The sequence below is a fragment of the Pelagicoccus sp. SDUM812003 genome (genome assembly GCF_031127815.1).
Lineage (GTDB): Bacteria > Verrucomicrobiota > Verrucomicrobiia > Opitutales > Opitutaceae > Pelagicoccus.
Window position 1 is genome coordinate 99,040 of record NZ_JARXHY010000017.1, and the last position, 25,109, is coordinate 124,148.

Annotated in this window: 18 protein-coding genes; 12 read left to right on the forward strand and 6 right to left on the reverse strand. The window is 55.3% G+C overall.

Annotated elements, in window-relative coordinates; translation table 11 throughout:
• Nucleotides 1-30 precede the first annotated feature (30 nt).
• Complete coding sequence (gene ychF, locus QEH54_RS19375; RefSeq protein WP_309020364.1) at nt 31-1,134, reverse strand: redox-regulated ATPase YchF; 1,104 nt, start codon at nt 1,132-1,134, stop codon at nt 31-33.
• Between the two features lie 93 nt (nt 1,135-1,227).
• Between ychF and rpsP the strand changes: the two genes are divergently transcribed.
• The 10 genes from rpsP (at nt 1,228) to rfbA (ending at nt 10,253) form a co-directional block, all read left to right on the forward strand.
• A complete protein-coding gene (rpsP, locus tag QEH54_RS19380; protein ID WP_309020365.1) occupies nt 1,228-1,491 on the forward strand; it encodes a 30S ribosomal protein S16 in 264 nt (87 codons plus the stop codon).
• A gap of 167 nt (nt 1,492-1,658) precedes the next feature.
• Entirely contained in the window at nt 1,659-2,336 is a 678-nt protein-coding gene (gene trmD, locus QEH54_RS19385; RefSeq protein ID WP_309020366.1) for a tRNA (guanosine(37)-N1)-methyltransferase TrmD, read from the forward strand.
• Nucleotides 2,333-2,698 carry a 50S ribosomal protein L19 gene (gene rplS / locus QEH54_RS19390; protein WP_309020367.1) on the forward strand — a complete coding sequence of 122 codons (366 nt, stop codon included), beginning with the start codon at nt 2,333-2,335 and terminating at the stop codon, nt 2,696-2,698. The genes trmD and rplS overlap by 4 nt, the downstream gene beginning before the upstream one ends.
• Before the next feature lie 186 nt (nt 2,699-2,884).
• The gene (locus QEH54_RS19395) at nt 2,885-3,052 is read left to right on the forward strand and encodes a hypothetical protein (RefSeq protein ID WP_309020368.1); all 168 of its coding nucleotides are present in this window, start codon (nt 2,885-2,887) and stop codon (nt 3,050-3,052) included.
• Nucleotides 3,053-3,823: 771 nt separating this feature from the next.
• Nucleotides 3,824-5,797: a transketolase gene (gene tkt / locus QEH54_RS19400; protein ID WP_309020369.1), complete on the forward strand. Its 1,974-nt coding sequence runs from the start codon at nt 3,824-3,826 to the stop codon at nt 5,795-5,797.
• A 290-nt stretch (nt 5,798-6,087) separates the two neighbouring features.
• Complete coding sequence (locus QEH54_RS19405; protein ID WP_309020370.1) at nt 6,088-6,714, forward strand: polysaccharide biosynthesis/export family protein; 627 nt, start codon at nt 6,088-6,090, stop codon at nt 6,712-6,714.
• Between the two features lie 41 nt (nt 6,715-6,755).
• On the forward strand, nt 6,756-7,673 hold the full coding sequence (locus QEH54_RS19410; protein ID WP_309020371.1) for a sugar nucleotide-binding protein: 918 nt from the start codon (nt 6,756-6,758) through the stop codon (nt 7,671-7,673).
• Nucleotides 7,674-7,784: 111 nt separating this feature from the next.
• Entirely contained in the window at nt 7,785-8,891 is a 1,107-nt protein-coding gene (gene rfbB / locus QEH54_RS19415; RefSeq protein ID WP_309020372.1) for a dTDP-glucose 4,6-dehydratase, read from the forward strand.
• A 38-nt stretch (nt 8,892-8,929) separates the two neighbouring features.
• The gene (locus QEH54_RS19420) at nt 8,930-9,325 is read left to right on the forward strand and encodes a GxxExxY protein (protein WP_309020373.1); all 396 of its coding nucleotides are present in this window, start codon (nt 8,930-8,932) and stop codon (nt 9,323-9,325) included.
• Nucleotides 9,326-9,374: 49 nt separating this feature from the next.
• The gene (gene rfbA, locus QEH54_RS19425; RefSeq protein WP_309020374.1) at nt 9,375-10,253 is read left to right on the forward strand and encodes a glucose-1-phosphate thymidylyltransferase RfbA; all 879 of its coding nucleotides are present in this window, start codon (nt 9,375-9,377) and stop codon (nt 10,251-10,253) included.
• Nucleotides 10,254-11,274: 1,021 nt separating this feature from the next.
• Here the strand turns inward: rfbA and glmS are convergent.
• Nucleotides 11,275-13,125: a glutamine--fructose-6-phosphate transaminase (isomerizing) gene (glmS, locus tag QEH54_RS19430; protein ID WP_309020375.1), complete on the reverse strand. Its 1,851-nt coding sequence runs from the start codon at nt 13,123-13,125 to the stop codon at nt 11,275-11,277.
• A gap of 152 nt (nt 13,126-13,277) precedes the next feature.
• Nucleotides 13,278-14,639, reverse strand: a complete 1,362-nt coding sequence (gene prsR, locus QEH54_RS19435) for a PEP-CTERM-box response regulator transcription factor (protein ID WP_309020376.1) — start codon at nt 14,637-14,639, stop codon at nt 13,278-13,280.
• Nucleotides 14,640-15,108: 469 nt separating this feature from the next.
• Between prsR and QEH54_RS19440 the strand changes: the two genes are divergently transcribed.
• Entirely contained in the window at nt 15,109-15,831 is a 723-nt protein-coding gene (locus tag QEH54_RS19440) for a hypothetical protein (RefSeq protein ID WP_309020377.1), read from the forward strand.
• Between the two features lie 785 nt (nt 15,832-16,616).
• On the opposite strand, the gene prsK is transcribed toward QEH54_RS19440, so the two are convergent.
• From prsK to xrtC, 3 genes are all read right to left on the reverse strand, one after another.
• The gene (prsK, locus tag QEH54_RS19445; RefSeq protein ID WP_309020378.1) at nt 16,617-18,728 is read right to left on the reverse strand and encodes an XrtA/PEP-CTERM system histidine kinase PrsK; all 2,112 of its coding nucleotides are present in this window, start codon (nt 18,726-18,728) and stop codon (nt 16,617-16,619) included.
• 891 nt (nt 18,729-19,619) lie between these two features.
• On the reverse strand, nt 19,620-22,220 hold the full coding sequence (locus tag QEH54_RS19450; RefSeq protein WP_309020379.1) for a tetratricopeptide repeat protein: 2,601 nt from the start codon (nt 22,218-22,220) through the stop codon (nt 19,620-19,622).
• Nucleotides 22,221-22,693: 473 nt separating this feature from the next.
• Nucleotides 22,694-23,638, reverse strand: a complete 945-nt coding sequence (xrtC, locus tag QEH54_RS19455) for a VPDSG-CTERM-specific exosortase XrtC (RefSeq protein WP_309020380.1) — start codon at nt 23,636-23,638, stop codon at nt 22,694-22,696.
• Nucleotides 23,639-24,810: 1,172 nt separating this feature from the next.
• On the opposite strand from xrtC, the gene QEH54_RS19460 reads away from it, so the two are divergent.
• The coding region (locus QEH54_RS19460) for a hypothetical protein (protein ID WP_309020381.1) at nt 24,811-25,109 on the forward strand (299 nt) is incomplete at its 3' end.

Sequence of the window (25,109 nt, forward strand, 5' to 3'; positions counted from 1 at the left end):
CGAAGGTGGACCGCCGCCTCGCGGGTTGGTTCAGTTAGCGAAACGGAAAACCGCCACATCGCCGTCCTTGAAGAGATATTCCTTCCCCTCGAGGCGATACTTGCCGGCGTCGCGAGCCGCGGAAACGCTGCCCAGCGAGGAAAGGTCCTCGTAGGCCACGATCTCAGCCTTGATGAATCCCTTTTCGAAATCGGTATGGATCACTCCCGCGCACTGAGGGGCGGTCATGCCCTCCTCGAAGGTCCATGCCCGCACTTCCTTTTCGCCCGCCGTGAAGTAGGTTTTCAGCCCCAGCAGGGCGTAGGTTTCTTGGATCAGCAGCGAAACGCCGGAGTCATCCACCCCAAGGTCGGAGAGGAACTCCTTCGCGTCCTCAGCGGAAAGGTCGATCAGCTCCGATTCGATCTGGGCGCTGATGACCACGCAGCCAGCGTCGTGAGCCTCCTTGGCGTAGCTGCGGACTTTGGCGACGTACGGATTCGCGTTCGCGTCCGCTAGGTCATCCTCCATCACGTTGGCCGCGTAGATGACGGGCTTGGAGGAGAGCAGATGAAGTCCGCGCAGGATGACGAGCTCCTCGTCGCTCATTTCCAAGGTGTTGGCTGGCTTGCCGTCGTTGAAGTGGGGAATCAGCCGGTCGATCAGCTCCACCGCCGCTGCGGCTTCCTTGTCTCCGGAACGGACTTTCTTGACCAGCTTCTCCTTCTGACGCTCGACCGATTCCAGATCGGCGAGGATGAGCTCGGTATTGATCACCTCGATATCGCGAATGGGATCGACCGAGCCCATGCTATGCACGATGTCGTCGTTTTCGAAGCAGCGCACCACCTGCACGATGGCGTCGGTCTCGCGAATGTTGGCCAGAAACTTGTTCCCCAGTCCCTCGCCTTTGCTGGCGCCGGCGACGAGCCCCGCGATGTCCACGAACTCGATGGCCGCTGGAATCACCACGTTCGTTTTGGCGATGTCCTGCAGCGTTTGCAGACGACTGTCGGGCACCGTGACCACGCCCACATTGGGGTCGATGGTGCAGAAGGGATAGTTTGCAGACTCCGCTTTGCGCGTGCGCGTCAAAGCATTGAACAAAGTAGACTTGCCAACGTTCGGCAGACCGACGATACCAGCTTTCAACATAAGGGCGGAAACATCATTGCATTGGATGTTGCTTGACAAGATCCATTTTTGATTAATCTTCGCTCCCTTTTCCAATTTCTAGGAGACTCAACGATGGCACTAAAGATCAAACTCCAACGCGCAGGCGCAACACACGAACCAGTTTACCGCGTAGTAGTCGCGGAAGCTCGCGGACGCCGCGACGGCCGCTTCGTAGAAAAGCTCGGCACCTACCTTCCCAAGCAGAAGGACGCTGGCAAGCAGCTCGAGCTCGACGTGGAGCGCGCCGAGTACTGGATGTCCGTTGGCGCCAAGCCGACCGAGACTTCGGTTTCTCTCATCAAGCGCGCTCGCAAGGAAGCTGAAGCGAGCGCCTAAGCTCCTCGGCGAAACCGACGCGTCCTCGTAGTCACTTTCACCAGCCCGGCTTCTTCGGAACCGCCGGGCTTTTCGTTTATCCGTAGGGCGAATGCCCGGATCGCTCCCCGTGCGATCCGCTTCCCATATAATAGTGTAGCGAAAACCGGCCGAAACTCGACGACCGCATGAAAATCGACGTACTCACTCTCTTTCCGCAGATGCTCGACGGATTTCTGTCCGAGAGCATGATGGGGCGTGGAGTGAAAAGCGGCATCGTGGAAATCGCGGTGCACAACCTGCGCGACTGGGCCAAGGGAAAGCACAAGCAAGTGGACGATCGACCGTTTGGCGGAGGAGCGGGCATGGTGTTGATGCCGGAGCCGCTTTTCGATGCCATCGAGGAGCTGCAGTCGCCGAACACGCATCGCGTTTACCTGGCCCCGGACGGCGATCCGCTCACGCCCAAACTCGCTCAGGAGCTGGCTAGCAAGGAGAACCTGCTTTTGGTCAGCGGTCACTACGAAGGGATCGACGATCGGGTGCGGGAGAATCTCATCGATCAAGAGGTGAGCATCGGCGATTACGTTTTGACCAATGGCACCCTCGCCGCAGCGGTTTTGATCGACTGTCTGAGCCGCTTTTTGCCCGGTTTTTTAGGGGAGGAAAAATCATTGACTAACGAAAGCTTCCAAGACAACTTGCTCGACTTTCCTCAATTCACGCGTCCCGCAGTGTTCCGAAACATGCCGATTCCCGAGGTTTTGCTCTCCGGAAACCATGCCGAAATCGACAAGTGGCGACTGCAGCAACGCGAGGAAAGAACCCGCAAGCGGAGACCAGATTTACTAGAGGATTCACAATGAACGCAGTTATCAACGAACTAACCCAAGAGCAGCTCAAGAAGGACGTGGTGCCTTTCAAGATTGGCGATGGCGTCAAGGTCCACACCCGCGTGGTCGAGGGCGGCAAGGAGCGTATCCAGATTTTCGCTGGCATCGTCATCGCTCGCCGCGGCTCTGGCATCAACGAAACCTTCACGGTTCGTCGCATCTCCTACGGTGAAGGCGTTGAGAAGGTCTTTCCGGTTCACAGCCCACTGATCGCCAACATCGAAGTCGACAAGGAATCCAAGACCATGCGCGCTCGCATGTACTACCTCCGCGGCCTGGTTGGCAAGAAGGCGATGCAGGTTAAGGAAAAGCGTCTCGCCAAGGGCAAGCACTAGTCCAAGACCGTTCGAATAAACGATTTTGAAAACCGCGTCTCTCGCAAGAGGACGCGGTTTTTTGGGTGCCGAAGCGACAAGCCCTGACGGGTTGGCGCCCCGTCCTACTCGAGTGCGCAAAAGGTGGCGCTCGACGTCCCCGGCGAGCGTTTGAAATGGGGACAAACCGCTACCGAGCGTAGCGACATGATCACGAGTACCGAGGCATTGAGCCGTCACTGGTGCGAAGCGAACACATCCGAGAACGCGAAGGTCGCTTTGTGGATTGAAGATTCGTATCGTGATGCCGCTCAAGCAACCCGATCCACCATGGGCTTTCTCATCCCGCTGCCGCCAGACATCCTGCTCGCATAGCGATCATCGTGCGCAATCCTCTCGGCATGTAGGTCGCCGCGCCGAAGCGACATGCTCTGACGGGTCGGCGCCCCGTCCGACATAAGTACGAAAAGGTGGCGCTCGAGGTCCCCGGCGAGCGTTTGAAGGGATACTAATGAAGGATGATCCGGCTTCGTCGGAACACGGTTGGACTGCCGCCAGCATGACGGTGCTGCGTTCATGAGAACGCGCCCAGCCGAAGCGAAACCTGCTGTCGCGCAGCGTCACCTACTGGGCCGCAGGCCAACCCGATAAAAATCGTACGAAATGGCACGAGTCAGCCAATAGCGATTCGAGATTCGGGACGCCTCGCGCCACCTGATGGTGGATCGTGGCCTCCGGACGCGATCCTAGCCGAGGCGACGCTAGAATGTCGTGTCCGGGTTACGCCGCCCGTGCCCTGTCCCGCACGAGCGCCAGGAAGATTGCGCCCGCCGCTGCGTTCGCGGGCTCAGCGGAGATCGTTTCTCGCAGATAGCCATGCCGCTTTTCTGTAAAGCCCTTTGCGCGGTTGTCTGCGAGACGGGCTTGGTCTCTATAGGCGAGCGTGATCTATCGTTTTTCTCCCGGGGGATTAATTCCATTCAGCGATGGCGTGAGCGGGATTTATCAGCCGGAGAATAAACGCGGATCGCTTGAGAATAGTTCAACGTTTCCGCTACTCCGACTAGCCTTGAGACTTGAAACCCTGGACGAGGCGCGGATGCTCTGGACTTTTCATTTTTCAAAACGATTCACACGAAATCTAATATGAATACCGAAATACTCCAAAAAGCCGCCAATCAAGCGCGCGGGCTTGCTATCGACGCGGTCCACGCCTGTTCCTCGGGCCACCTTGGCCTTCCCTTGGGCGCCGCTGAAATCGGCGCCACCTTGTTCGGCGATGCTTTGAATGTGAATCCGGACGAGCCTCGTTGGGTGAATCGCGACCGCTTCATCCTATCCGCGGGCCATGGCAGCATGTTTATCTATACTTGGCTGCACCTGGCCGGTTTCGATCTCCCGATCGAGGAGCTCAAGAATTTCCGCCAGCTTCACTCCAAGACACCCGGTCACCCGGAGTTCAATGAAACGCCAGGCGTGGAGTGCACCACGGGTCCCCTCGGACAAGGCGTGGGCAATGGCGTCGGTTTCGCCATCTCCAGCAAGATGGCGGCGGCTCGCTTCAACACGGACGAGCACACCATCATCAATAACAAAGTGGTCGTGCTCGCGGGCGATGGCTGCTTGCAGGAAGGCGTCGCTCAGGAAGCCTCGGCATTGGCGGGCCACCTCAAGCTGGATAACCTGATCCTTTTCTACGACAGCAACGACGTCACCCTCGACGCCATGGCGGAAAAGACTCAGAGCGAGGACACCGCCAAGCGCTACGAGGCCATGGGCTGGGATGTGGTGACCATCGACGGGCACGACTTTTCGGCGATCGCTTCCGCCTACGCCGCCGCTAAAGGGGCTAAAGGCAAGCCGCAGATGATTATCTGCAAGACCGAGATCGGTCGCGGCATCCCGGAAGTCGCTGGCACCAGCGGCGGGCATGGCGAAGGAGGAGCGAAGTATGCCGAAGGCGCTCGCAAGGGATTGGGGCTTCCTGAGGAAACCTTCTACGTGTCGCAGGACGTCAAGGACTACTTCGCCGCGGTGAAACAGGAGCGCAAGGTGGCTTACGATTCCTGGCTGGACACCTACAACGCATGGAAGGCTGCCAATTCGGACCTCGCCGCCCAGCTCGAAGCGGGAGCGGCTGCCCCGGTCGATGTTGACGAACTCTTCGCCGCTATCCCCGTTTCCGCGGACGACACCAAGGCCGCCACCCGCGGTTCCGGTTCCTCCGTGCTGCAGCCGATCGCCAAGGCTCGTCCGGAGCTGATCAGCGGGTCGGCCGACTTGCATGGTTCGACCAAGAACTACATCAAGGACGGAGGAGACTTCCTTCCCGGCAACGAGACTGGACGCAATCTGCTTTTCGGCATTCGCGAACACGCCATGTGCGCCTTGATGAACGGCATCGCTTACGATGGCATCTTCCGCGCTTCCGGGGCGACGTTTATGGTCTTCGCCGACTACTGCCGCCCATCGATTCGTTTGGCTGCGCTCGCTGGCCTGCCGACCATCTACATTTTCACGCACGACTCCGTGGGTGTCGGCGAGGATGGCCCGACTCACCAGCCGGTGGAAACGGTATCCGGACTTCGCGTGATTCCGAATCTCGACGTGATCCGTCCTTGTGACGCGGAAGAAACCGCGGGCGCCTTCGTGGCAGCCATGGAGCGCATGAGCGGTCCGACCATGCTATCGCTGACGCGCCAGAACATCCCTAACATCAATACCGCGTCGGCAGACGAGCGTCGCAAGGGAGTTCTCAAAGGCGGTTACATCATAAAGAAGGAAACCGCGGAGTTGGAAACGATCATCATCTCCAGCGGTTCCGAAGTGCAGCACGCCATCGAGGCCGCGGAAAAGCTCGGCGCTGGCACCCGCGTGGTTTCGATGCCTTCCATGTACCGCTTCGACGCCCAGAGCGACGATTACAAGGAGTCGGTCCTGCCCAAGGCCTGCGCAAAGCGCATCGCTATCGAAGCAGGTGTATCCGCTCTCTGGTACAAGTATGTTGGCTCCGAAGGCAAAGTCATTGGCATCGACCGTTTTGGCATCAGCGCTCCCGGCAACACCGTGATGGCCGAGCTGGGCATGACGCCCGACTCCATCGTTGCGGCCGCTAAGTAGGCGCCCGATCGCTAAATACCGTCTTTCAAAGCCTCGTCGCCCGCAAGCGACGGGGCTTTTTGCTGGTCAAAGAGCGGCCTTGCTCGCGAAGTTCCAAGTAGCGAAGCTCTCGAGAGCTTCGATCGGATGTCGTGCAGCTTTCGCTACGTTCTCGCGATTTCCGACCGCCGGACGTGGACCGGGGTAGGGGCGAAAGCGATCGAACCGTGGGGCGCCCCTTTCTTCTTGAGTGGGAAGTTTAAGTTACTTCAGATTGGGCCGTTCCCTTACCAACTCATTTTCATAAAATTATGACTCTGTCCAAATCCACTCGCCGAGCTTCGGTTTCGGGCCTAACCGCTAGCCGCTTTTCTCTCTTCGCCATTCTCGCTCTGGCATTGGCGTCGTTCACGACCAACTCCCTCGCTCAGGCTCAAGAGAACGAGGAGGCCTTTATTCTACAGGCTGAAGATCTTCTACGCATTTCGTTCCCCGGCGCTCCAGAATTGGATACTGAGCTTCAAGTTCGGCGCGATGGAGTGATTTCCGTGCCGATCATCGGTGAAGTGAAAGCTGCCGGGAAGACGCCAAAGGAGCTGGAAACCTTCCTCGAAGACGCCATGGAGTCCCAACTGGTGTCCAACGAAGTTCTGGTGACCGTTGTCGAATCGCATTTCACCTACTACATGGAAGGCGAGGTCAATGCGCCCGGGATCATCACTTCCTTCCGACAGCTTTCCGTATTGGAAGCCATCATCGCGGCGGGAGGCATAAATAAAACCTCGGGGAAACTGAACTCCGTGGTCGTGATGCGACGCAAAGGTGATACCTACCAGCGCTTCGAACTCGATCTGAAAGCGGTTTTGGATGGCAAGAAAAGCGAAGCCTTTGTCCTTCAGTCCTACGATGTGGTTTCAGTGCCGCAGCGCGTTTGGTAGCTTGTCCTTTCCCTCTCGTATAATCCTGAAATAAATCGAAAATGATCGTCCTCGTCGGTTCAACTGGATACGTCGGTACCTCCTTCAAAGCCCTGCTCGAAGCCAAAGGTGTCGCTTTCAAAACGCTAAGCGGTCGCGATCTCGCGAACGGTTCCAAAAAAGCCTTCGCTGATTCGCTCAAGGATCTGGGCGCCAGCTTCCTGATCAATTGCGCGGGTTACACTGGCAAGCCGAATGTCGACGCTTGCGAGCTCGACAAAGGCAATTGCCTGGACGGAAACGCTGTATTGCCTGGCGTGATACGCGAAGTGTGTTCCGACCTCTCCATTGGGTGGGGCCATGTTTCCAGTGGCTGCATCTTCGCCGACGAACGCCCTGGCGGGGGAGGGTGGAGAGAGGACGATGCTCCGAACTTCTGCTTCCGCAAGCCGCCGTGCTCTTTCTACAGCGGAACCAAGGCACTCGGCGAAGAGGTACTCGGGTGGCGTGAGGTTGAACGTGAAGGCGAGTGGCCAGCCTGGCAGCACGAGTCCGACGCGGAAGGCTATGTATGGCGTTTGCGGATACCCTTCAACGAAATCGATAACCCTCGCAATTACCTGACCAAGGTGCAGAGCTACGCCACGTTGCTCGAAGCGCGAAATTCGCTTAGCCAACTGGAAGACTTCGTGGCAGCCTGTTTCGCCTGCGTGGAGAAAAAAGCGCCCTACGGAATTTACAACGTAACCAATCCCGGCTCCGTCACCACCTCCCAAGTGGTTGGCATCATCAAGGATCTGGGAGTGAATGAGAAGGACTTCAAATTCTTCGAGGATGTGGAGGACTTCATGTCCAAAGCCGCTAAGACGCCGCGATCGAACTGCGTTCTGGATTCCTCAAAACTGGAGTCGGTTGGCATCGCAATGCGTCCGGTCGAGGAAGCCCTCGAATGGTCGCTCAAGAACTGGAAGAAGGCGTAGTCCTTAACCGCGAAAAAACGCCAAATTTCGCTAAAGCAAGTCCACTCAAATCTCAGATTCGCTCTTTCGCGTCCTTTCGCGAATTTAGCGGTTCACTAAAATTCTCCTCACATGAACTCTATCCTTGTCACTGGCGGCTGTGGTTTTATCGGCTCCAACTTCGTTCGTATTCTGCTTCGCGATGACGCTAAGCTGCTCAAGGCCTCCGGCTTCGATCGTATCGTAAATGTGGATGCGCTCACTTACGCCGGCAATCCGGCCAATCTGACCGACCTCGAATCGTCGGAGGCGTATTTGTTTTCCCATACCAGCATTCTGGATCAAGGAAAGATCGCTTCCTTGATAAAGGAAAATAGCGTTTCCGCCATCGTTCATTTTGCAGCGGAAAGCCATGTGGATCGATCGATCGACACGCCTGAGCCGTTCGTGGAAACCAACGTTACCGGCACCTTGTGCATGCTGGAAGCGGCCCGTCACCACTGGGCTGGGCTAGAGGGGGATGCCAAAGCTGACTTCCGCTTTCTGCACGTTTCCACTGACGAGGTGTTCGGCACCTTGAAGCCGGAGGATCCCGCGTTTTGCGAGACCACGCCTTACGCCCCAAATAGCCCTTATTCGGCCTCCAAGGCGTCTAGCGATTTTTTGGTTCGCGCCTACTATCACACCTACGGTTTTCCGGTGGTGACCACGAATTGCTCCAACAACTACGGGCCATATCAGTTCCCGGAGAAGCTGATTCCACTGGTCACGCTGAACGCTCTCGAGGGAAAGCCGCTACCCATCTACGGCGACGGCAAGCAGATTCGCGATTGGCTTTTTGTGGAGGATCATTGCACCGGAATCCTAGCAGCATTGCAGAAGGGAGATCTTGGTGAGACCTATTGCATCGGCGGCCGCAGCGAGATGGAAAACATCCAAATCGTGAAGCGTATTTGCGCCTTGCTGGACGAGCTCGCTCCCGTTGCGGAAAACGAAAACGCTCAGAAGGCGGGCATCGCTAAGTACGAGGATCTGATCACCTATGTTAAGGATCGTCCAGGGCACGACCGTCGCTACGCCATCAACTGCGATCGCATCGCCGCGGAATGCGACTGGAAACCCGCGGAAACCTTCGATACCGGTATCCGAAAAACCATACAATGGTATCTAGAGAACTTGGCTTGGTGCCAAGATATCGCCGAAAAGAAATACGCCCGCGAACGCCTCGGTAACGCTTGATGTCTTTCTAACCGCTAAAGTCGCTAAAGATCGCTAAAATGGCTGAGCTCATATTCAAAGAGGAATGCTATCAGGTGATCGGAGCTTGCTTTGAGGTTTACAAGGAAAAGGGAAGCGGGTTTCACGAGAGCGTTTATCAAGAATGCTTAGAAATGGAATTCGCTTTATCTGGCATTCCTTCCAAGCCTCAGAACCCACTAAGTTTGTCATATAAAGGTCGTCCATTGTCTCAAAAATACATACCGGACTTTCTGTGCTTTGACCTAATCATTTTAGAAATCAAGGCAGTCAAAAAGCTAACGGACGAACATCGAGCACAAGTTCTGAACTATCTTCGAGCGACTGGGAAACCACTTGGTTTGCTAGTGAATTTTTGCTCACATCCGAAATTAGAGTGGGAGAGGATAGCCAACACACAAACTCGATCAGTTTAGCGATATTTAGCGCTTTTCGCGGTTATCCATTCCACAACCCATTTTACTCATGTCTACAAAACATCGCAAAGGAATCATTCTCGCCGGTGGCTCAGGCACCCGTCTTTATCCCTGCACGATCGCTGTATCCAAACAGTTGATGCCGATCTATGACAAGCCGATGATCTACTACCCGATCTCTCTGCTCATGCTCTCCGGCATACGAGAGATCCTGATCATCTCCACCCCGCAGGACACGCCGCTCTTTCAACGTCTGCTGGGCGATGGTTCCGCATTTGGTGTGACGTTTGAATACGCCGTGCAGCCATCGCCGGACGGCTTGGCCCAAGCGTTTCTAATTGGCGAAGCGTTTTTGGATGGAGCTCCAGCCGCGTTGGTTCTCGGTGATAACCTTTTTTACGGCCACGATCTCGTGCGCACCTTGAAGGAAGCGGATGCTCGGCGTGAAGGGGCTACGATTTTCGGATACCAAGTCTCCGACCCTAAGGCCTACGGGGTGGTTGAATTCGCCAAGGATGGCAAGGTGCTCTCTATCGAGGAAAAACCAGCCGAACCGAAATCCAACTACGCCGTACCGGGATTGTATTTTTACGATGAGCGCGTCTGCGCGTTTGCCAAGCAGATCAAGCCGTCGCCACGAGGGGAGCTCGAAATCACGGATCTGAATCGCATCTACCTGGAGAATGACCAGTTGCATGTCGGCCTGCTGGGCCGCGGTACCGCTTGGCTGGATACAGGAACCCACGACTCCTTGATCGATGCTAGCGAATTCGTTCAGGTGATCGAAAAACGCCAAGGGCTCAAAATGGCCTGTCTGGAAGGCATCGGTTTCGAAAAGGGATGGCTGTCCCGAGAAGCCCTCGAAGAGCGAATTCTTTTCCTCGGCAAGACCGGCTACGCTACCTACCTAAAGCAAATGCTGAAGTAGCGGTTTGACCGCGAAAGTTGCCAAGGGCGAAGAGTCCATTCTCTGCGTTCAGTGCTAAGCCTGCCGTCGCGCCGCGTCACCTGCTTGGCCGCAGGCCAACTTCCTGTAGGTCGCCGCGCCGAGGCGACAAATGGACGACGGGTCACCGCCCCGTCCTACATGATTGGCTTGAGGGTGGCGCTCGACGTCCCCGGCGAGCGTTTCAAAGAGATGGCAAACCGCAAAGAGCGCGAAGGTCTCTAAGAACAGTGGAATGGAGAAAGAAAGTCGGACGAAAGTGGTGCTAACTTTTTTGGGGGGCTGGGACCGCGAAAAACGCTAAGGCTCGCTAAAAGGTGGCGCTCGACGTCCTCGGCGAGCGTTCAAAGGCTTTTTCCAACCGCAAAGGACGCGAAGACCGCAAAGTTGTGTCGGGAAACTACCGTGTTCATTAGAATGTGCTCAAGAGAGGAATGGTTTTGCCACCAAAAGGCACGAAAAGTCGTATTTGATGTAGGTCGCCGCGCCGAGGCGACAGCAACTGACGGGTCTCCGCCCCGTCCTACATGATTGGCTTTAGGGTGGCGCTCGACGTCCCCGGCGAGCGTTTCGAAAGAGGGCAAACCGCAAAGAACGCGAAGGTCACTAAGCTGAATGAAGATGAAGCCACGTTCGTGAGAGCGCTCCCAGCCAAAGGCTAAGCCTGCCGTCGCGCCGCGACACCTACTTGGCCGCAGGCCAACCTGACCCAGAACGGGAAAAATAAGTTTCAGATTAGGCTTCCAGCGATTCGCGAGTCGGGACGCCTCGCGCCACCCAGTATCGTGAGTGAAGGTGGATCGTGGCCTCCGGACGCGATCTTGTCGCCAAAAGGCGCCAAAACACCACGCTTCCTGTAGGTCGCCGCGCCGAGGCGACAAATGGACGACGGGTCAACGCCCCGTCCTACATGATTGGCTTGAGGGTAGCGGCTGCCGACCGGTACGACGTGACGTCGATCGCAGTCGCTTTCGCGAATTTTAGCGACTTTCGCGGTTGATTTCTACTCCACTGTCACGCTCTTGGCCAAGTTGCGTGGTTTGTCGACGTCGCGTCCGAGTTCCAGAGCGATGTAGTAGCTAAGCAGCTGGAGCGGGATGGTCATCAGGACCGGACGCACGCAATCATGAGCCTTGGGCACGATGATAAGCTCGTCGGCTAGGCTTGAAGGGATTTCGTTCGAATCGGTGATGATGATCACCTTGCCATTTCGAGCTCTGACCTCCTGCACGCTGGACAGGTTCTTCTTAAGGGTCTCGTCGTCGGGCACGATGACGATGCTGGGGCATTTTTCCGAAATAAGAGCGATGGGGCCGTGCTTCATCTCGGCTGCAGGATAGCCTTCGGCGTGGATGTAGCTGATTTCCTTCAGCTTCAAGGCGCCCTCCAGAGCGATGGGAAACATTTCGAGGCGACCGAGGAAAAGGAAGTCGTCGTAGTGGGCAAATTTCTTGGCGATGCCTTTTATGGAGTCGGCGAGCTGAAGCGTCTGTTTCACCAAATTCGGCAGTTCCATCACCGCTTTGATCGCTTGGCAGCCGTCGGTGTAGGAGAGGTCGCGGGTGCGTCCGAGGTAGATCGAAAGCATCGCCAGAATCAGCAGCTGCGAGGTGAAGGCCTTGGTCGAGGCGACTCCGATTTCCGGTCCGGAGTGCTGATAGATGCCTCCGTCGTTTTCGCGAGCGATGGTGGAGCCGACGTTGTTGACGATGCCGATGACGTGGTAGCCCTTTCGCTGAGCCTCGCGCTGGGCTTCCAGGGTATCGATCGTTTCGCCGCTTTGACTGATTACGATGACCAGGGTGTTCTTGTCCATCGGCGTATTGCGGTAGCGAAATTCGCTGGCGTACTCCACCTCCACCGGGATGCGGGAGTACTTTTCGATCAGGTACTCGCCGACTAGGCCCGCATGCCAGGCGGTGCCGCAGGCCACGATTGTGATGCGGTCGATGCGTCGGATGTCTTGGCGAGAGAGATTGAGCCCGCCGAACTTGCTGATGCCTTCTCCCATGTCGAGGCGACCGCGAAACGCGTTTTCCAAGGCCGCAGGCTGATCGTAGATCTCCTTTAGCATGAAGTGCTCGAAGCCCTGCAGCTCCGCGTCCTCGTCCTTCCAGGATATGGTGCTGATCTCCGGCACCACTTCCGCCTCCTCGATGGTGGTGATGCTGAAGTTGTCTTCAGTGAGCGTCACGATCTGGTTGTCGTCGAGGTAGACGACCTCGTTGGTACGGGCTCGGATGGCGCTGGCGTCGCTGGCCAGCATCATTTCGTTCTTACCAACGCCCAAGATAAGCGGGCTGCCTTTGCGGGCCCCGAAAAGGGTGCCGGGAAGGGAGGCGCACATGATGGCGAGGCCATAAGTGCCTTCGACGTTGGTCAGGCTGGTGAGGATGGCCTTGTAGACCGTTTTCGTGGTGATTTCCCCATCGAGCTGCTGGAGATTGTAGGCGATCAGGTTGGCGAGGATTTCCGAATCGGTCTCGCTGTAGAAGGTGACGCCCTTGGATTCGAGCGAGTTCTTCAAGGTCTGGTAGTTCTCGATCACGCCGTTGTGAACGAGATGGATCTGCTGGTCCCAGGAAACGTGCGGGTGGGTGTTGGCCTCGGTGACGCCGCCGTGAGTGGCCCAACGGGTATGGCTGATGCCGACGCCGGCGTCTTCCTTGTCGATGGAGATGCAGGCCGCGAGATTGCTCACCTTGCCGGTTCGCTTGATCAGCTTGATGGTCCGGTCCTTCTGCCAGACGGCCATGCCTGCGGAATCGTAACCGCGATATTCAAGACGTTTCAGCCCATTGAGAAGGATGGGAGCTGCGTTATCGTTTCCGATGTAACCGACTATTCCGCACATAGTTGTGAAAATTCAAAAACTGGAAATAAGGAGCGTGGTCCGACAGGTCGTTCGCGTATCGGACTCTAGCGAAAATCCGCTTCCGCTCGTCGGGGGATCGAGCACGAAAGCGACCGACGAAGTCAACGGAAATAACGCGCAATCGCCTATCTCTAGCGCTTGATGCCAAGCCGGTCCAGTAGTTCGTAGAATGTGGGGCGGCTGATGCCAAGCTCTGCCGAGGCTGCGGTGATTTTGCCTTTGTGCTTGGCTAGAGCGGCTTCCACCAGCTCCTTTTCGAGGGCTTCGCGCGCTTCCTTGAGCGTTGTGCCTGCAGGGATGCGATTGGAGGAAGGAATCTGCAGGTCTTCCGGGGATACGCGGTTGCCATCGCACATGATGGCGGCTCGTCGCACGCGGTTTTGCAGTTCCCGCACGTTGCCCGACCAGGCGTAGGAGCGAATCGATTTCAGGGCCGCGGCGCTGAACGAGAGGTTTCCGTTGCCCGCTTCGGCAGCGAAGCGTTTGAGAAAGGTGGTGGCGAGGTATTCGATGTCTTCCCCACGCTCGCGCAGTGGCGGCACGTTGAGCTCCACCACCGCCAGTCTGAAGTAGAAGTCCTCGCGAAAGGATCCGTCCGCCATTCCTTTTTTCAGGTCGGCGTTGGTAGCGGCTACGATGCGAGCGTCGACCTTGATCGCCTCGCGTCCGCCGACGCGCTCGATGTAGCCCTCTTGCAGAAAGCGGAGCAACTTGACCTGAACGGAGAGGGGAACCTCGCCGATTTCGTCGAGAAACAAGGTACCGCCCTGAGCCTGCTCGATTTTTCCAATCCGGGTGCTGTCAGCCCCGGTGAATGAGCCTTTTTCATGCCCGAAAAGCTCGCTCTCCAGAAGCGATTCCGGGATGGCGCTGCAATTGATCGGCACAAAGGGTCCGTCCGCCCGCGAGGAACGCTTGTGAATGGCGGAAGCGATCATTTCCTTTCCCGTGCCGCTTTCTCCCAAAACCATCACCGGAGCGTCGCTCGTGGCGACTTTGCGGACCAAGCCGAAAACCTTCTGCATGGGCTCGCTATTTCCCAGCATGCCCTCGAAGGCGTCTTCGTTGAGCTGCCGCTGCATTTTCACGTAGTCGCGCTCCAGCTCGGCGACATAGAAGCAGCGTTTGAGCAAAAGCTGAAGCTCGTCGGTATCGACGGGTTTGGAGAGAAAGTCGTAAGCCCCGCGTCCGATGGCTTCCAAGGCGTTCTCGCGCTCTCCTTGGCCGGAGATAATGATCACCTTGGTCTTGGGAGCGCTTTGCACGATCTCCGCCAGCGTATTCATGCCTTCGTCGGTGAGATTCGGGCGTGGCGGCAGTCCCAGGTCGAGAAGGACCACCGAAGGCTGATGCTCTTTGAATTGTTGAAGGGCGCCTTCGCGGTTGCCCGCTTGCAGGATTTCGTAGTCGGAGCTGAGCGACCAGCGCATTTGGGTGCGGATTTCGTCGTCGTCGTCGACGATGAGTAGCTTTGCTTTGTCAGGAGAGGCCACAGGAGGAATTGGGTTGTCGGATTTTCTTACACTATCGTCCCAAGAAATCGGAAAATGAAGCCTTTTCTGAAAGGAAATTTAGGGAGTTTTACGCTAAAGCTGCGGGTAAAGGAAAACGAGAATTCGAGTGGAGCTATTGGCACAAGCTGCGCGCGAGTCGAGACGCCTCGCGCCACCGTCAAAGGTGGATTGTGGCCTCGGGACGCGATCAAACGCTCCCCTGAACACAGATCGCTAGGCCTGTTGGTAATGGCGTATCTGAGGGTAGCTAATAATACCAAGAGGATAGGCAAAAATACGGTTAACCGATTGACCTAGGGTGATTTCCTCCTACGGTGCGCGTTTATCAGCACTGCTTTTCTTGAGTGAGTTCAAATCTGTTACCCTTGCTCTTAAACCTGAAGCGCCTCGAGGACTCCAACCCGCGAGGCACTTCTTTTCTCCAGCAACCTCGAATCCTGTAATCCCCATGAACCCAACTCTTCCGCGAATAACTCTCTTCTTCGTCATTTTCGCATCCTTCGTAGGTCTCTCGCATGCAGTCCCATATTCAACATCTGACATTTGGATAAACGAGTTCCACTATGATAACATCGGCGGTGATACGTACGAATTCGTCGAAATAGCTTACAAGAACGATCTCGTTTTCACGGATGATCATGATTCACTTTCCCTCGAGCTTATAAACGGCGACGATAGTGACCGGTATGGTAGAATGAAGCTTGGGCACGCTTATGAAGAGTCCGAAGAGGATGGCTTCAAGTTTCTCGCTTTCAGGAGGAGCTCGTCGATACAGAACGGACCAGATGGCGTAGCGCTCGTCGTTGGCGGTGAGCTAGTACAGTTCCTGAGTTATGGTGGAATTATCCATTCGAACGATTGGAATGTGGATAGCTCTGATATTGGTCTGCAGGAGAGTAACGATTCGACCCAAGAAAAGTATTCCCTGCAGTTAGCGGGCTCAGGCTATTCCTACGAAGATTTTTCTTGGATTGGCCCAGCCATCGCCTCTCCAGGAGGGCTCAATGCAGGACAGGAGCTTCTATCAGTTGACCATAGCGAGGAAGAAGATGATGATACGTCCCAAGGTCCGGTCGGAACGATCGGAGCCCCCGACTCTGGCATCACGCTCTTGCTCCTAGGTGGAGGCATGCTTCCGCTGATTTTCCTCCGACGGATTCTAAGGTCCTAGGTGGCGCTCGACGTCCCCGGCGAGCGTTTTTGAGAGCGCGCTTCGGAATGGAGCGAGATGGAATTGCTACGATCCTGGCGCCAAAAGGCGCAAAACATCGCGCTTCCTGTAGGTCGCCGCGCCGAGGCGACATCACCGGACGGGTCACCGCCCCGTCCTACATGAATCAGCATGAAGGTGGCGCTCGACGTCCCCGGCGAGCGTTTGGAAAGAGGGCAAACCGCAAAGAGCGCGAAGGTCTCTAAGAACAGTGCAATGGAGAAAGAAAGTCGGACGAAAGTGGTGCTAACTTTTGGGGGGCTGGGACCGCGAAAAACGCCAAAGTCCGCTAAAAGGTGGCGCTCGACGTCCTCGGCGAGCGTTCAAAGGCTTTTTCCAACCGCAAAGGTCGCGAAGCTGAATGAAAGTGAAGCCACGTTCGTGAGAACGCTCTCAGCCAAAGGCTAAACCTGCCGTCGCGCCGCGACACCTACTTGGCCGCAGGCCAACCTGACCCGAAACGGGAAGAATAAGGTTCAGATCAGCCACCAGCGATTCGCGAGTCGGGACACCTCGCGCCACCCAGTAGTATCGGCGAGTGAAGGTGGATCGTGGCCTCCGGACGCGATCCTGGCGGCAAAAGACGCAAAAATCGTAATTCCTGTAGGTCGCCGCGCTGAGGCGACAAACGTCGTGACGGGTCAACGCCCCGTCCTACAGAATTTCATTCGCGAGATTTAGCGCTTTTAGCGGTCCCAAACAGAAAATCCCTTTGCGACCTTCGCGCTCTTCGCGGTTAGGCTAGTTCATCCCGCAACCACCGGTAGTCGAATGGTGAATACGCTGCCTTCGCCTTCGGTCGACTCCACCGAAATGCTGCCGCCATGGGCTTTGACGATCATCTTGCTTTGGAACATGCCGATGCCGAGGCCATTCTGCTTGGTGGTTTTGAATGGACGGAACAGGGAGTTTCTCAAGAACTCTTCGCTCATGCCTGAACCCGTGTCGCGAACGCATATCACTGCCCAGTCCTTTTGACGTGTGAGCTCCAGCTCGATGCGTCCACTTTCGGAAATCGCCTCCGCCCCATTGATGATAAGGTTCAGCACCACGCTTTTTAGTTTCTCGCGATCCACCTTGGCTCTGATGTCTTTCTGGATGTCAGAGGAGAAGGTTACGTGCTCAGGGCATTGCCAACTCTCTACGGTTTCGCTGATCAAGGCTCCTAGGTCGCAGGTCTCGCTGTGAATCTCGAGCTCGTTTCTCACCTCGCCTAAGCGTGTAATCAAATCGCTGATACGGGTGCTGGTACGCCCCAAGCCGCGCAGGGCGTCTTCCCTGAATTCAGGATTGTCCCAGTGCTTCGGCATGTTCTTGAGCATCAGGTTCAGTGTCGAAACTGCGTTCTTGAGGTCATGCACGAAGAAAGTGGCCATGGTCTGGAAGGCCTCGATCTCTCGGGACTGTTCGAGCTGCTTGGTGAGCTCGGCGTTGAGCAGACTGGAAGCGATGTGATCCGCGATGCACCTGAGCGTGTCGAATTCCTGCTGGGTGAATTCCAAGGTATTGGTGCGGTCTCCTAGGATGATGAAGCCGACCACGGTCTCGCGACCGATCAGAGGCACGAGCACGCGATTTCCTCCTTTGGGGAAGGAACTGGGATTGGAGCGCTTGACCGGTTCCGTCCAGCTCTCGCGCAAGGACTCCAGATCGATGGGGTCGGGGTGGGACAACAGCTCACGTGAAACGTCGTTGCCTTCGATCGAGGCGCGCTCTCGGCTCAGTTGCCGACTCGTCGCTTGATCGGACGAAGCGGCGAGCACGAAACAGGAGTTTGCCGTATCGAACAGCCAGATACTAGTCAGCTTGGTGTCGAACAGCCCAGCGAGGAGCCTGGTGGTCGATTGGCAGATTTCCTTACGTCGCACGCTTTGCGAGGTTGCTTCCGTGACTTTGAGCCAAAGGGTTCGGTAGTCGTAGAGGGGACGCTGGAAATTGCGGCTTACGAAGCGACGCACCAGTTGGCGCATGCGATCGCTTTGTATGAGCAATCCCAGTCCGACCAACGCAGCGAGAACCAATAGGATCTGGATGACGAAACCCTGATCCCCGCCGAGGTGCGAAACGATTTTGGAAAGCACGCCAACCACGATCAGGTAAGCGCCAGCGAGGGTGATGACGACGGAACCGCTGATGATCGATTGAGACGGGTAGAGGTCGATGTCGAAGCTGCCTTTTCGAAGCACCGAGCGCCCCACGAGCAGCGAGCCGATCAATAGGGCGGCAGCGTTGATGGTCTCCAGCGACGGATCGATTTGCTGGGCAAGTATGATTTGGCTGCTCGTGAAGAATCGCGCGGCGAACAATACGCCCATGCCATAGAGCATGAACTTGATTTTCCAGCGCAGGGTGCCGACCGAGGCGCGATAAGTGCGCTCGAGTCCTACCAGAGCCCCGATCATGGAAAGAAGGAGAAGGACCTGCAGGAGAAAGCCAGCCCAATCCAGTTCGATGATCCAGCGGAATGGCCGATCCGGCACGCTTGCTAATCGAGCAAGGTGGTCGGGGGCGAATGAAACGACGCTCAGCGGGATCAAGAAGGCCAGCAGGACCACAGGCAGACGCTTCTTCACGTTTGCCAAGACATCGCCGCGTGAGTAGGTGCTGGCGAACATGAGCCAAAGCCCGGGCAGCAGGGCGGTCGCTGCGAAGCGCCAGCGGATCAGGTCCGCGGTTTCGATGGGGTTCTGGCTTTGCTGGGCGAGAGCGGATAGAAGCTGCTCTCCGGCGAGGGCCAGCATGCCGATAGCGAAAGCCCACAACGGGATGCTGCCGCGCCGCTTGGAGAAAAGGGCAACGAATACGAATAGGGATGCGATCGCCGCGCTAGCGTAGGAAATGAGGATGGATAGGTTCAAAGGAGGAGGTTTTGACCGCTAAAAAAGCTAAAGACCGCGAAAATCAAATCTTTGAAGAGTCAGTTTCTCTTAACCGGCGCCGAACCAAACTTTTTTCTCAATTGGTAGCAGGGGCAGTTTCGGACTGTTCGAAAACTGGTCATCACAAAGGTCGCAAAGGTTTTTGGTAAGAGGTTGAACTTTCAAAAGATCGCGAGTCGGGACGCCTCGCGCCACCATGGAATACTGGTTCGAGGTGGATCGCGGCCTCTGGACGCGATTAGGTTAGGGGATCAGGTTTATGGGGCAGTTTCGGACTGTTCGAAAATTGGTCATCACAAAGGTCGCAAAGGTTTTTGGTAAGAAGTTTAACTTTCAAAGATCGCGAGTCGGGACGCCTCGCGCCACCATGCAATACTGGTTCGAGGTGGATCGCGGCCTCTGGACGCGATTAGGTTAAGGGATCAGGTTTATGGGGCAGTTTCGGACTGTTCGAAAACTGGTCATCACAAAGGTCGCAAAGGTTTTTGGCAAGAGGTTGAACTTTCAAAAGATCGCGAGTCGGGACACCTCGCGCCACCATGCAATACTGGTTCGAGGTGGATCGCGGCCTCCGGACGCGATTAGGTTAGGGGATCAGGTTTATGGGGCAGTTTCGGACTGTTCGAAAATTGGTCATCACAATGGGCGCGAAGGTTTTTGGTAAGAGGTTTAACTTTCAAAAGATCGCGAGTCGGGACGCCTCGCGCCACCATGCAATACTGGTTCGAGGTGGATCGCGGCCTCCGGACGCGATTAGGTTAGGGGATCAGGTTGATTTTAAGTTGTTGGTTCTGCATGGCGATCGCCGGTGTTTGATCAGGACCCTTAGCGACCCTTGAGTCCTTCGTGGTTTGACACATTGCTCAGCAACTAATTCCCCGCCTCTAGCTCCGCAAGCGTCGCTTCGACCTTGTCTCGAAGCGTCTTAGGCAGAACGTCCTTGTTCACGCTGCCGAGCATAGATTTCGCCTGCTCAGCCTTTCCTTGTTGGGAGAGGGAGATGCCTTGAAGGGCCCTTGCGCTCTGGTTGTCGCGATCGATTTGTCGAACGTCGCCAGCGAGCGAATACACCTTGTTCGCATTTGCCGGTTCCAGGGTCATGATTTCCGCGATGCCGATCTTTGCGGCAGCGTTGTTTTTACTCAGATCCAGCGCCCTTTCGAAGTTCGCCTTGGCGTCGCTGCTCTTCCCTTGCGTGAGCTGCAAGCGGGCCAGCGCCGTGTAGGCATAGGAATCGCTAGGCGCTTCGGACAGGCGTTTTTCGATTGCAGTGATATTCTGAGACGAGGCTGAATCTGTATCGATCTTCAGGATACTCAGACGCTTCCTTGCTTCTTCTTTGCCAGTGAAGTCGTCATCGCTTTCCGTGGCTTGCGTCAGCAGGCGAATCGCTTCGCTGCGATTGCCAATGGAGTAGTGAGCCGCTCCCAGATGGTAGGCGACCTCAGCGAACTGGCTGAGCTTGTTGTAGCTGTCTCGCAGCAAGCTAAGCGCCCAGTCGTAGTCGCCACGCTCATACACGATCCAGCCGAGCGTATCCGCAGTGTAAGGGTTGTTTGGGGCGAGTTCGCGCGCCTTTTGAGCCAGCTGAAAAGCCTCTTCCTTGCGGTTGTATCTTGTTGAATACAGATAGGCCAAATTGTTCAGGGCAGTCACTTCATTTGCGTCTGTCTCCAGGATCTTTTTATAAGTTGCTACGGCTTTGTCGTAATCTCCAATCCGTTCGTAGTGACCTGCGATTGCAGTCAGGGCGGGGATATCTTTGGCGTTGTTTCTAGCTACCGCTTGGAGTTGCTCAAAGGCTTGTTCAGCTTTGTCTTCGGATTGAAGCAGTCTTGCATAGAGCATGCGAGCCGACCTATTCGCAGGATCCAGTTCGATAGCTTTTTGGTAGGTCGCTTCTGCTGCTTCCAGGTCTTTCGTTCGCTCTAAGATTTGGGCCTTGATGGTGTAGAGAGCGCTCGAGTTAGGAGAGGCTTCGATGGTGCTATCGATTCGATCCAACGCTGAATCGAAGTTGCGCTCACCGACGTCGAGAATAGTGAGTTGCTCGACGGATTGGAGATGTAAAGGATCCGTTGAAAGGGCTGTTTCGAAGGAGCTCCTCGCATTGGATCGGTCTTTACCTTTCAAAAATGAAACGCCGGACAGGAAAGCGATCTGCGCTTTGTCTGTGGTCATGTCCTCGAGTTTCTCGTAGATTGAGACGGCTGCGGCGGTATCGCCCTTCTTGTTGTAGATCTCAGCCAGCAGCAGGTTTCCTTCTATTGAATTCGGATTCAGTTTCAGAAAGTTTTCCAGAGTAATGATCGCACCGGTGAAATCTTCCTCCTGCCCTTGGATCGAGGACATCAGGGCTGTTGCTTCAAGGTGCCCAGGTGAGGCGGCAAGTACCTTGGATAGATTGGATTTCGCTTTGCCGAAATCTCGCTTCGCGATGTAGGCGAGAGCGGCTTGGTAGGTTGAAATCAGATCATTTGGGAAGAGTTGCAGAATCTGCTCGTATTGTTTGATCGCCTCCTCGGTTTTTCCTCCGGCGAGACTCAAGGCTGCGCTCACACGCAAGGCGGTGGCATCGACGCGATCGAGACGCAGCGCTTTTTCGACTAGTTTTTTCGCTTCCTCGTTTTTTTGCATTTTTGCTTTTAGCTCCGCCTGAGCGGTCAGGGCGGGTAGGTAATCTGGAGCCTGATTGAGAAGCGCTTCGAAGTGTTTTTCGGCCGCTTCGTCACCCTCGGTCAGTTGAAGATACTGTCCGTAGCGAATTTGCAGGCCCGACCGTGCTGGGGCGAACTCGACAGCCCTAGAGAAGGCCTCCTTCGCTTTTTCAGGTTGGTTGGTCGCGACAAGGACCTGGAATTGCGCCGCGAGAGCGGTAGGCGATTGTGGATCGAGTTCGAGGGCTTTTAAGAATTCGGACTGAGCAGCTTCAACTTGACGCTGCTTCAGCTTGAGGGCTCCCAATGCGACGTGGATCTCTGGGGTGGGTGGTAGCTGTCGCAAGATTGCGTCAGTCTTAGATACAGCCTCTGCATCACTCGCCAGTTCCGCTAAAATGATGGGAGCCTCAGAGTGCGAAGGATCAAGCTCTAGGGCTTGTTTCGCATCTGCGAATGCCTCCTTTCTCAGTCCTGCCGCCATCTCGATCGCGGCCAGCGTAGCTAGGCTTCGAGCATCATTCGGGTTCGCTTGTTTGGCGGCAGACAGAGCTTGGTAGGCGTCGCGTATGCGGCCTTGCTTGCTGTAGACCTCGCCGATCAAGGATAGGGCCGAAGCATTCTGCCTATCGATTTTAAGGGCGTTTCTGAGTTCTATCTCTGCAGCGGCGTAGTTGTTCTCCGCTACAAACCCTTCCGCTTTTTCGATGTAGAGGTTCGGATCATCCGATCCGCCGCAGCCTGTCAAGAAGGCCAATGCGAACAGTGGAACGATTGCGATTAGGATTTGGATACAGGGAGTTTTGGATTTCATGATGGATGGTGGAGATAGGCTGACGGAAAATCGAAAAAGGAAGATGGTATTTTTTAACCGCTAAGGACGCTAAAGACCGCAAAGGGTTTGAGGTAGGGTTTGGGCGCCGTGCCAAACCTCTCTCGGTTTAAGCTGGTTGATGATGAAAGTGATGATTGTTAGTTCGGTTGTTGCGGTCTGGCACGGCGGCCAGACCCTACCTTTTTATGTTTGTTTTTCCTTTTGCGAGTTTTAGCGATCGGGATAGATCCTCGATCACAGATTACCGATCCGAGCTATTCCTCGATCAGATTTTTGAATTAGCTATTTTCAGATTCGAATGAAGCCGAGATCGTTGTGCTAGGTAGCGGCTATCTATTTTTACTTTCGCGTTATTTAGCGTTTTTAGCGGTAGAGAAATTTCGTCATTCTTTCTTCTTTGAGTTCTTGGCGACCTTCGCGGTTAAGGCTCTCTTCAGGTAAGTGAATACGGATCACCGGTCAACGATCCGAGCTTCGCTCGGTCTCTCGCTCCTGCGAAACAGCCATAGGGTCAGAAATAGCGGGATTAGGGTGACAGCGAAAAGAGGTTGACCGCCATGATTGTGAAACCAGCCGTCAATCATCTCTGGTCCAGTATGGTAGCATTGCCAAGCGAGTACTAAGATGCGAATGGCGTTTCTTAAAATTCCAATGGGGATCACGAGCATCACAAAGACGCTTCGTTTCCATTGTGTTTTTAGGAAGAGATAGGAACCAACTGTGCTGACAATGAATAGCACCAAGCTTGATCGAAGGCCACTGCACTCGGGAGCGACCTCCATGCTTATGGTTGGCATGTGAAAAACGAGTCCTTCCTCTCTAAACACGGGAATGCCTGCGATTTGGATAAACCAGAAGGAGACTTCGGCCGAAGCGTGTTGAAGAAACGTTTGGATGCCAATCCGCAGCTCCGCGGGAAAGGGGGCGATGAAGACCAGAAAGAGGATTGGAAAAATCTGCTGGCGGAGGGTGGCCGTGCCGAAGCTCAGGAAGCAAAGAGCGATGACGAAGCAGGCGTAGGAAAAAATGGAGTAGGCAAGGTAGCTTTCCAGCTGATCGGGATCGCTAAGGTCGAAACTGCTGGTGAAGAAGACCAGCAGCGAGAGGGCTCCCACGGCGAGCGGAACAAGGGCCAACAGCGGTTTGCTCGGCGAAGGAGCAGGACGCTGTTGTCTTCGGTTGTCCCAGACAAGATAGATCGAGACCGCCGGGATCAAGATCACATGCGAATAGAGGTCGCTGCTGATGGCCAAGCTCCAGAGCAGCCTCAACGGGACGAAGTAGATGGCGGAGAGGACGAGAATACCCGCTGCCAAATAGAGGATCGGTTTGGAAGGTCCGTTTGATCCTTTTTCAGGCGAGAGAGGGGCGTTGGCAGGCTCAGGCAGTTTGGACATAGGAGGGATGGATCGGATCGTTGAGCTGAAATCGTTGCTCTACGATCTAGACTAGGTATAGCGGCCTAAGGCAACGATTCTTGAGCGAAGATTCACTAACTTTTTCTAACCGCTAAAGAACGCTAAGGCTCGATAAAAGGTGGCGCTCGACGTCCCCGGCGAGCGTTGTAGGAGGGTTAACCAAGGAGAACGCGAAGTTTTCGGAGGAGATTTGCCACCAACAGGCGCAAAAAGTCTTATCCGGTGTAGGTTGCCGCACTGAGGCGACAAACGTCGTGACGGGTCACCGCCCCGTCCTACATGATTCAGATTGAGGGTGGCGCTCGACGTCCCCGGCGAGCGTAAGAAGGGGTGAGCTAACCGCATAGAGCGCGAAGGTCTCTAAGAACAGCGGAATGGAGAAAGAAAGTCGGACGAAGAGGTTTCGATGGGCGGCGGCTGGAACCGCGAAAAACGCCAAAGGCTCGCTAAAAGGTGGCGCTCGACGTCCCCGGCGAGCGTTGTAGGAGGGTCAACCACGGAGATTGCGGAGTTTTCGGAGGAGATTTGTCACCAGGAGGCGCAAAAAGGGTAGGTCGCCGCGGTGAGGCGACAAACTCTATGACGGATCAGCTCCTTGTCCTACTTGAGCTCGATCTCCCGGCGAGTGTAGGATTGATTGTTACATCGCAGAGAGTGAAAAGGGCTCGAGGCCACTTCGTCGATCGATTCTAGTAAATTGCGAATTGCTATTCGATTTGTATTCCAGATCGTCGCCCGCGTCTGCTCGGACCTAACGGGCAGGTTCGTTCCCGCCGCGACTCTGTACTCAGCTTCCTCAGCGAGCCTCTTCTTGTCTAGCTCGTCGTACAGAAAGGCTGTAGAAAGTTTTAATTGGCCTGTCTGAAGAAATCCTGAGGTGGATTACCTTTCACAAAGAACAGACCAAATCTCCGGTTTTCCGTGACCTGCTAGGGAGTCGGGAGGGTTAGAAAATGTAATTTGTAAGGAATCTTTTACTAATGAGAAGCGGTACTCGATAGAGTGGTTCCTCTATTTTGAATAGGTTAAAAGAATATATAAGTATTTGATAGGTAGTTGTTAATGATGATTGAGATACAAGGCTGGGAATTGTTTGGCGCAGCTCTTGCAAAATCCAAACCGAATCTAAATTCAACCTCTCAAACAAAATCATGAAAAACATTACTAAGTCTATTTTCGCATTGCTCGCTTCGGCGGCTATCTCAAGCGGCGCCCTCGCCATTTCGACCCAGAACGCATACGTATGGGATGAAGTAGGCACTCTAGCTTCGCAGACAGGAGAAACAGATGGAGATGCCTCCGTTTTTGTCGCTCCTCTAGGTGATTGGAACGTTTCGTTCTCTTCTGGATTTATCCTTCCGTCCACAGGCGGCGGAGCTCCCTTCCTCCACTCTTCACTTGCTGGTAACAACACCACTGGTGGGATCAACGAGTTGACCGGTCTCTTCAT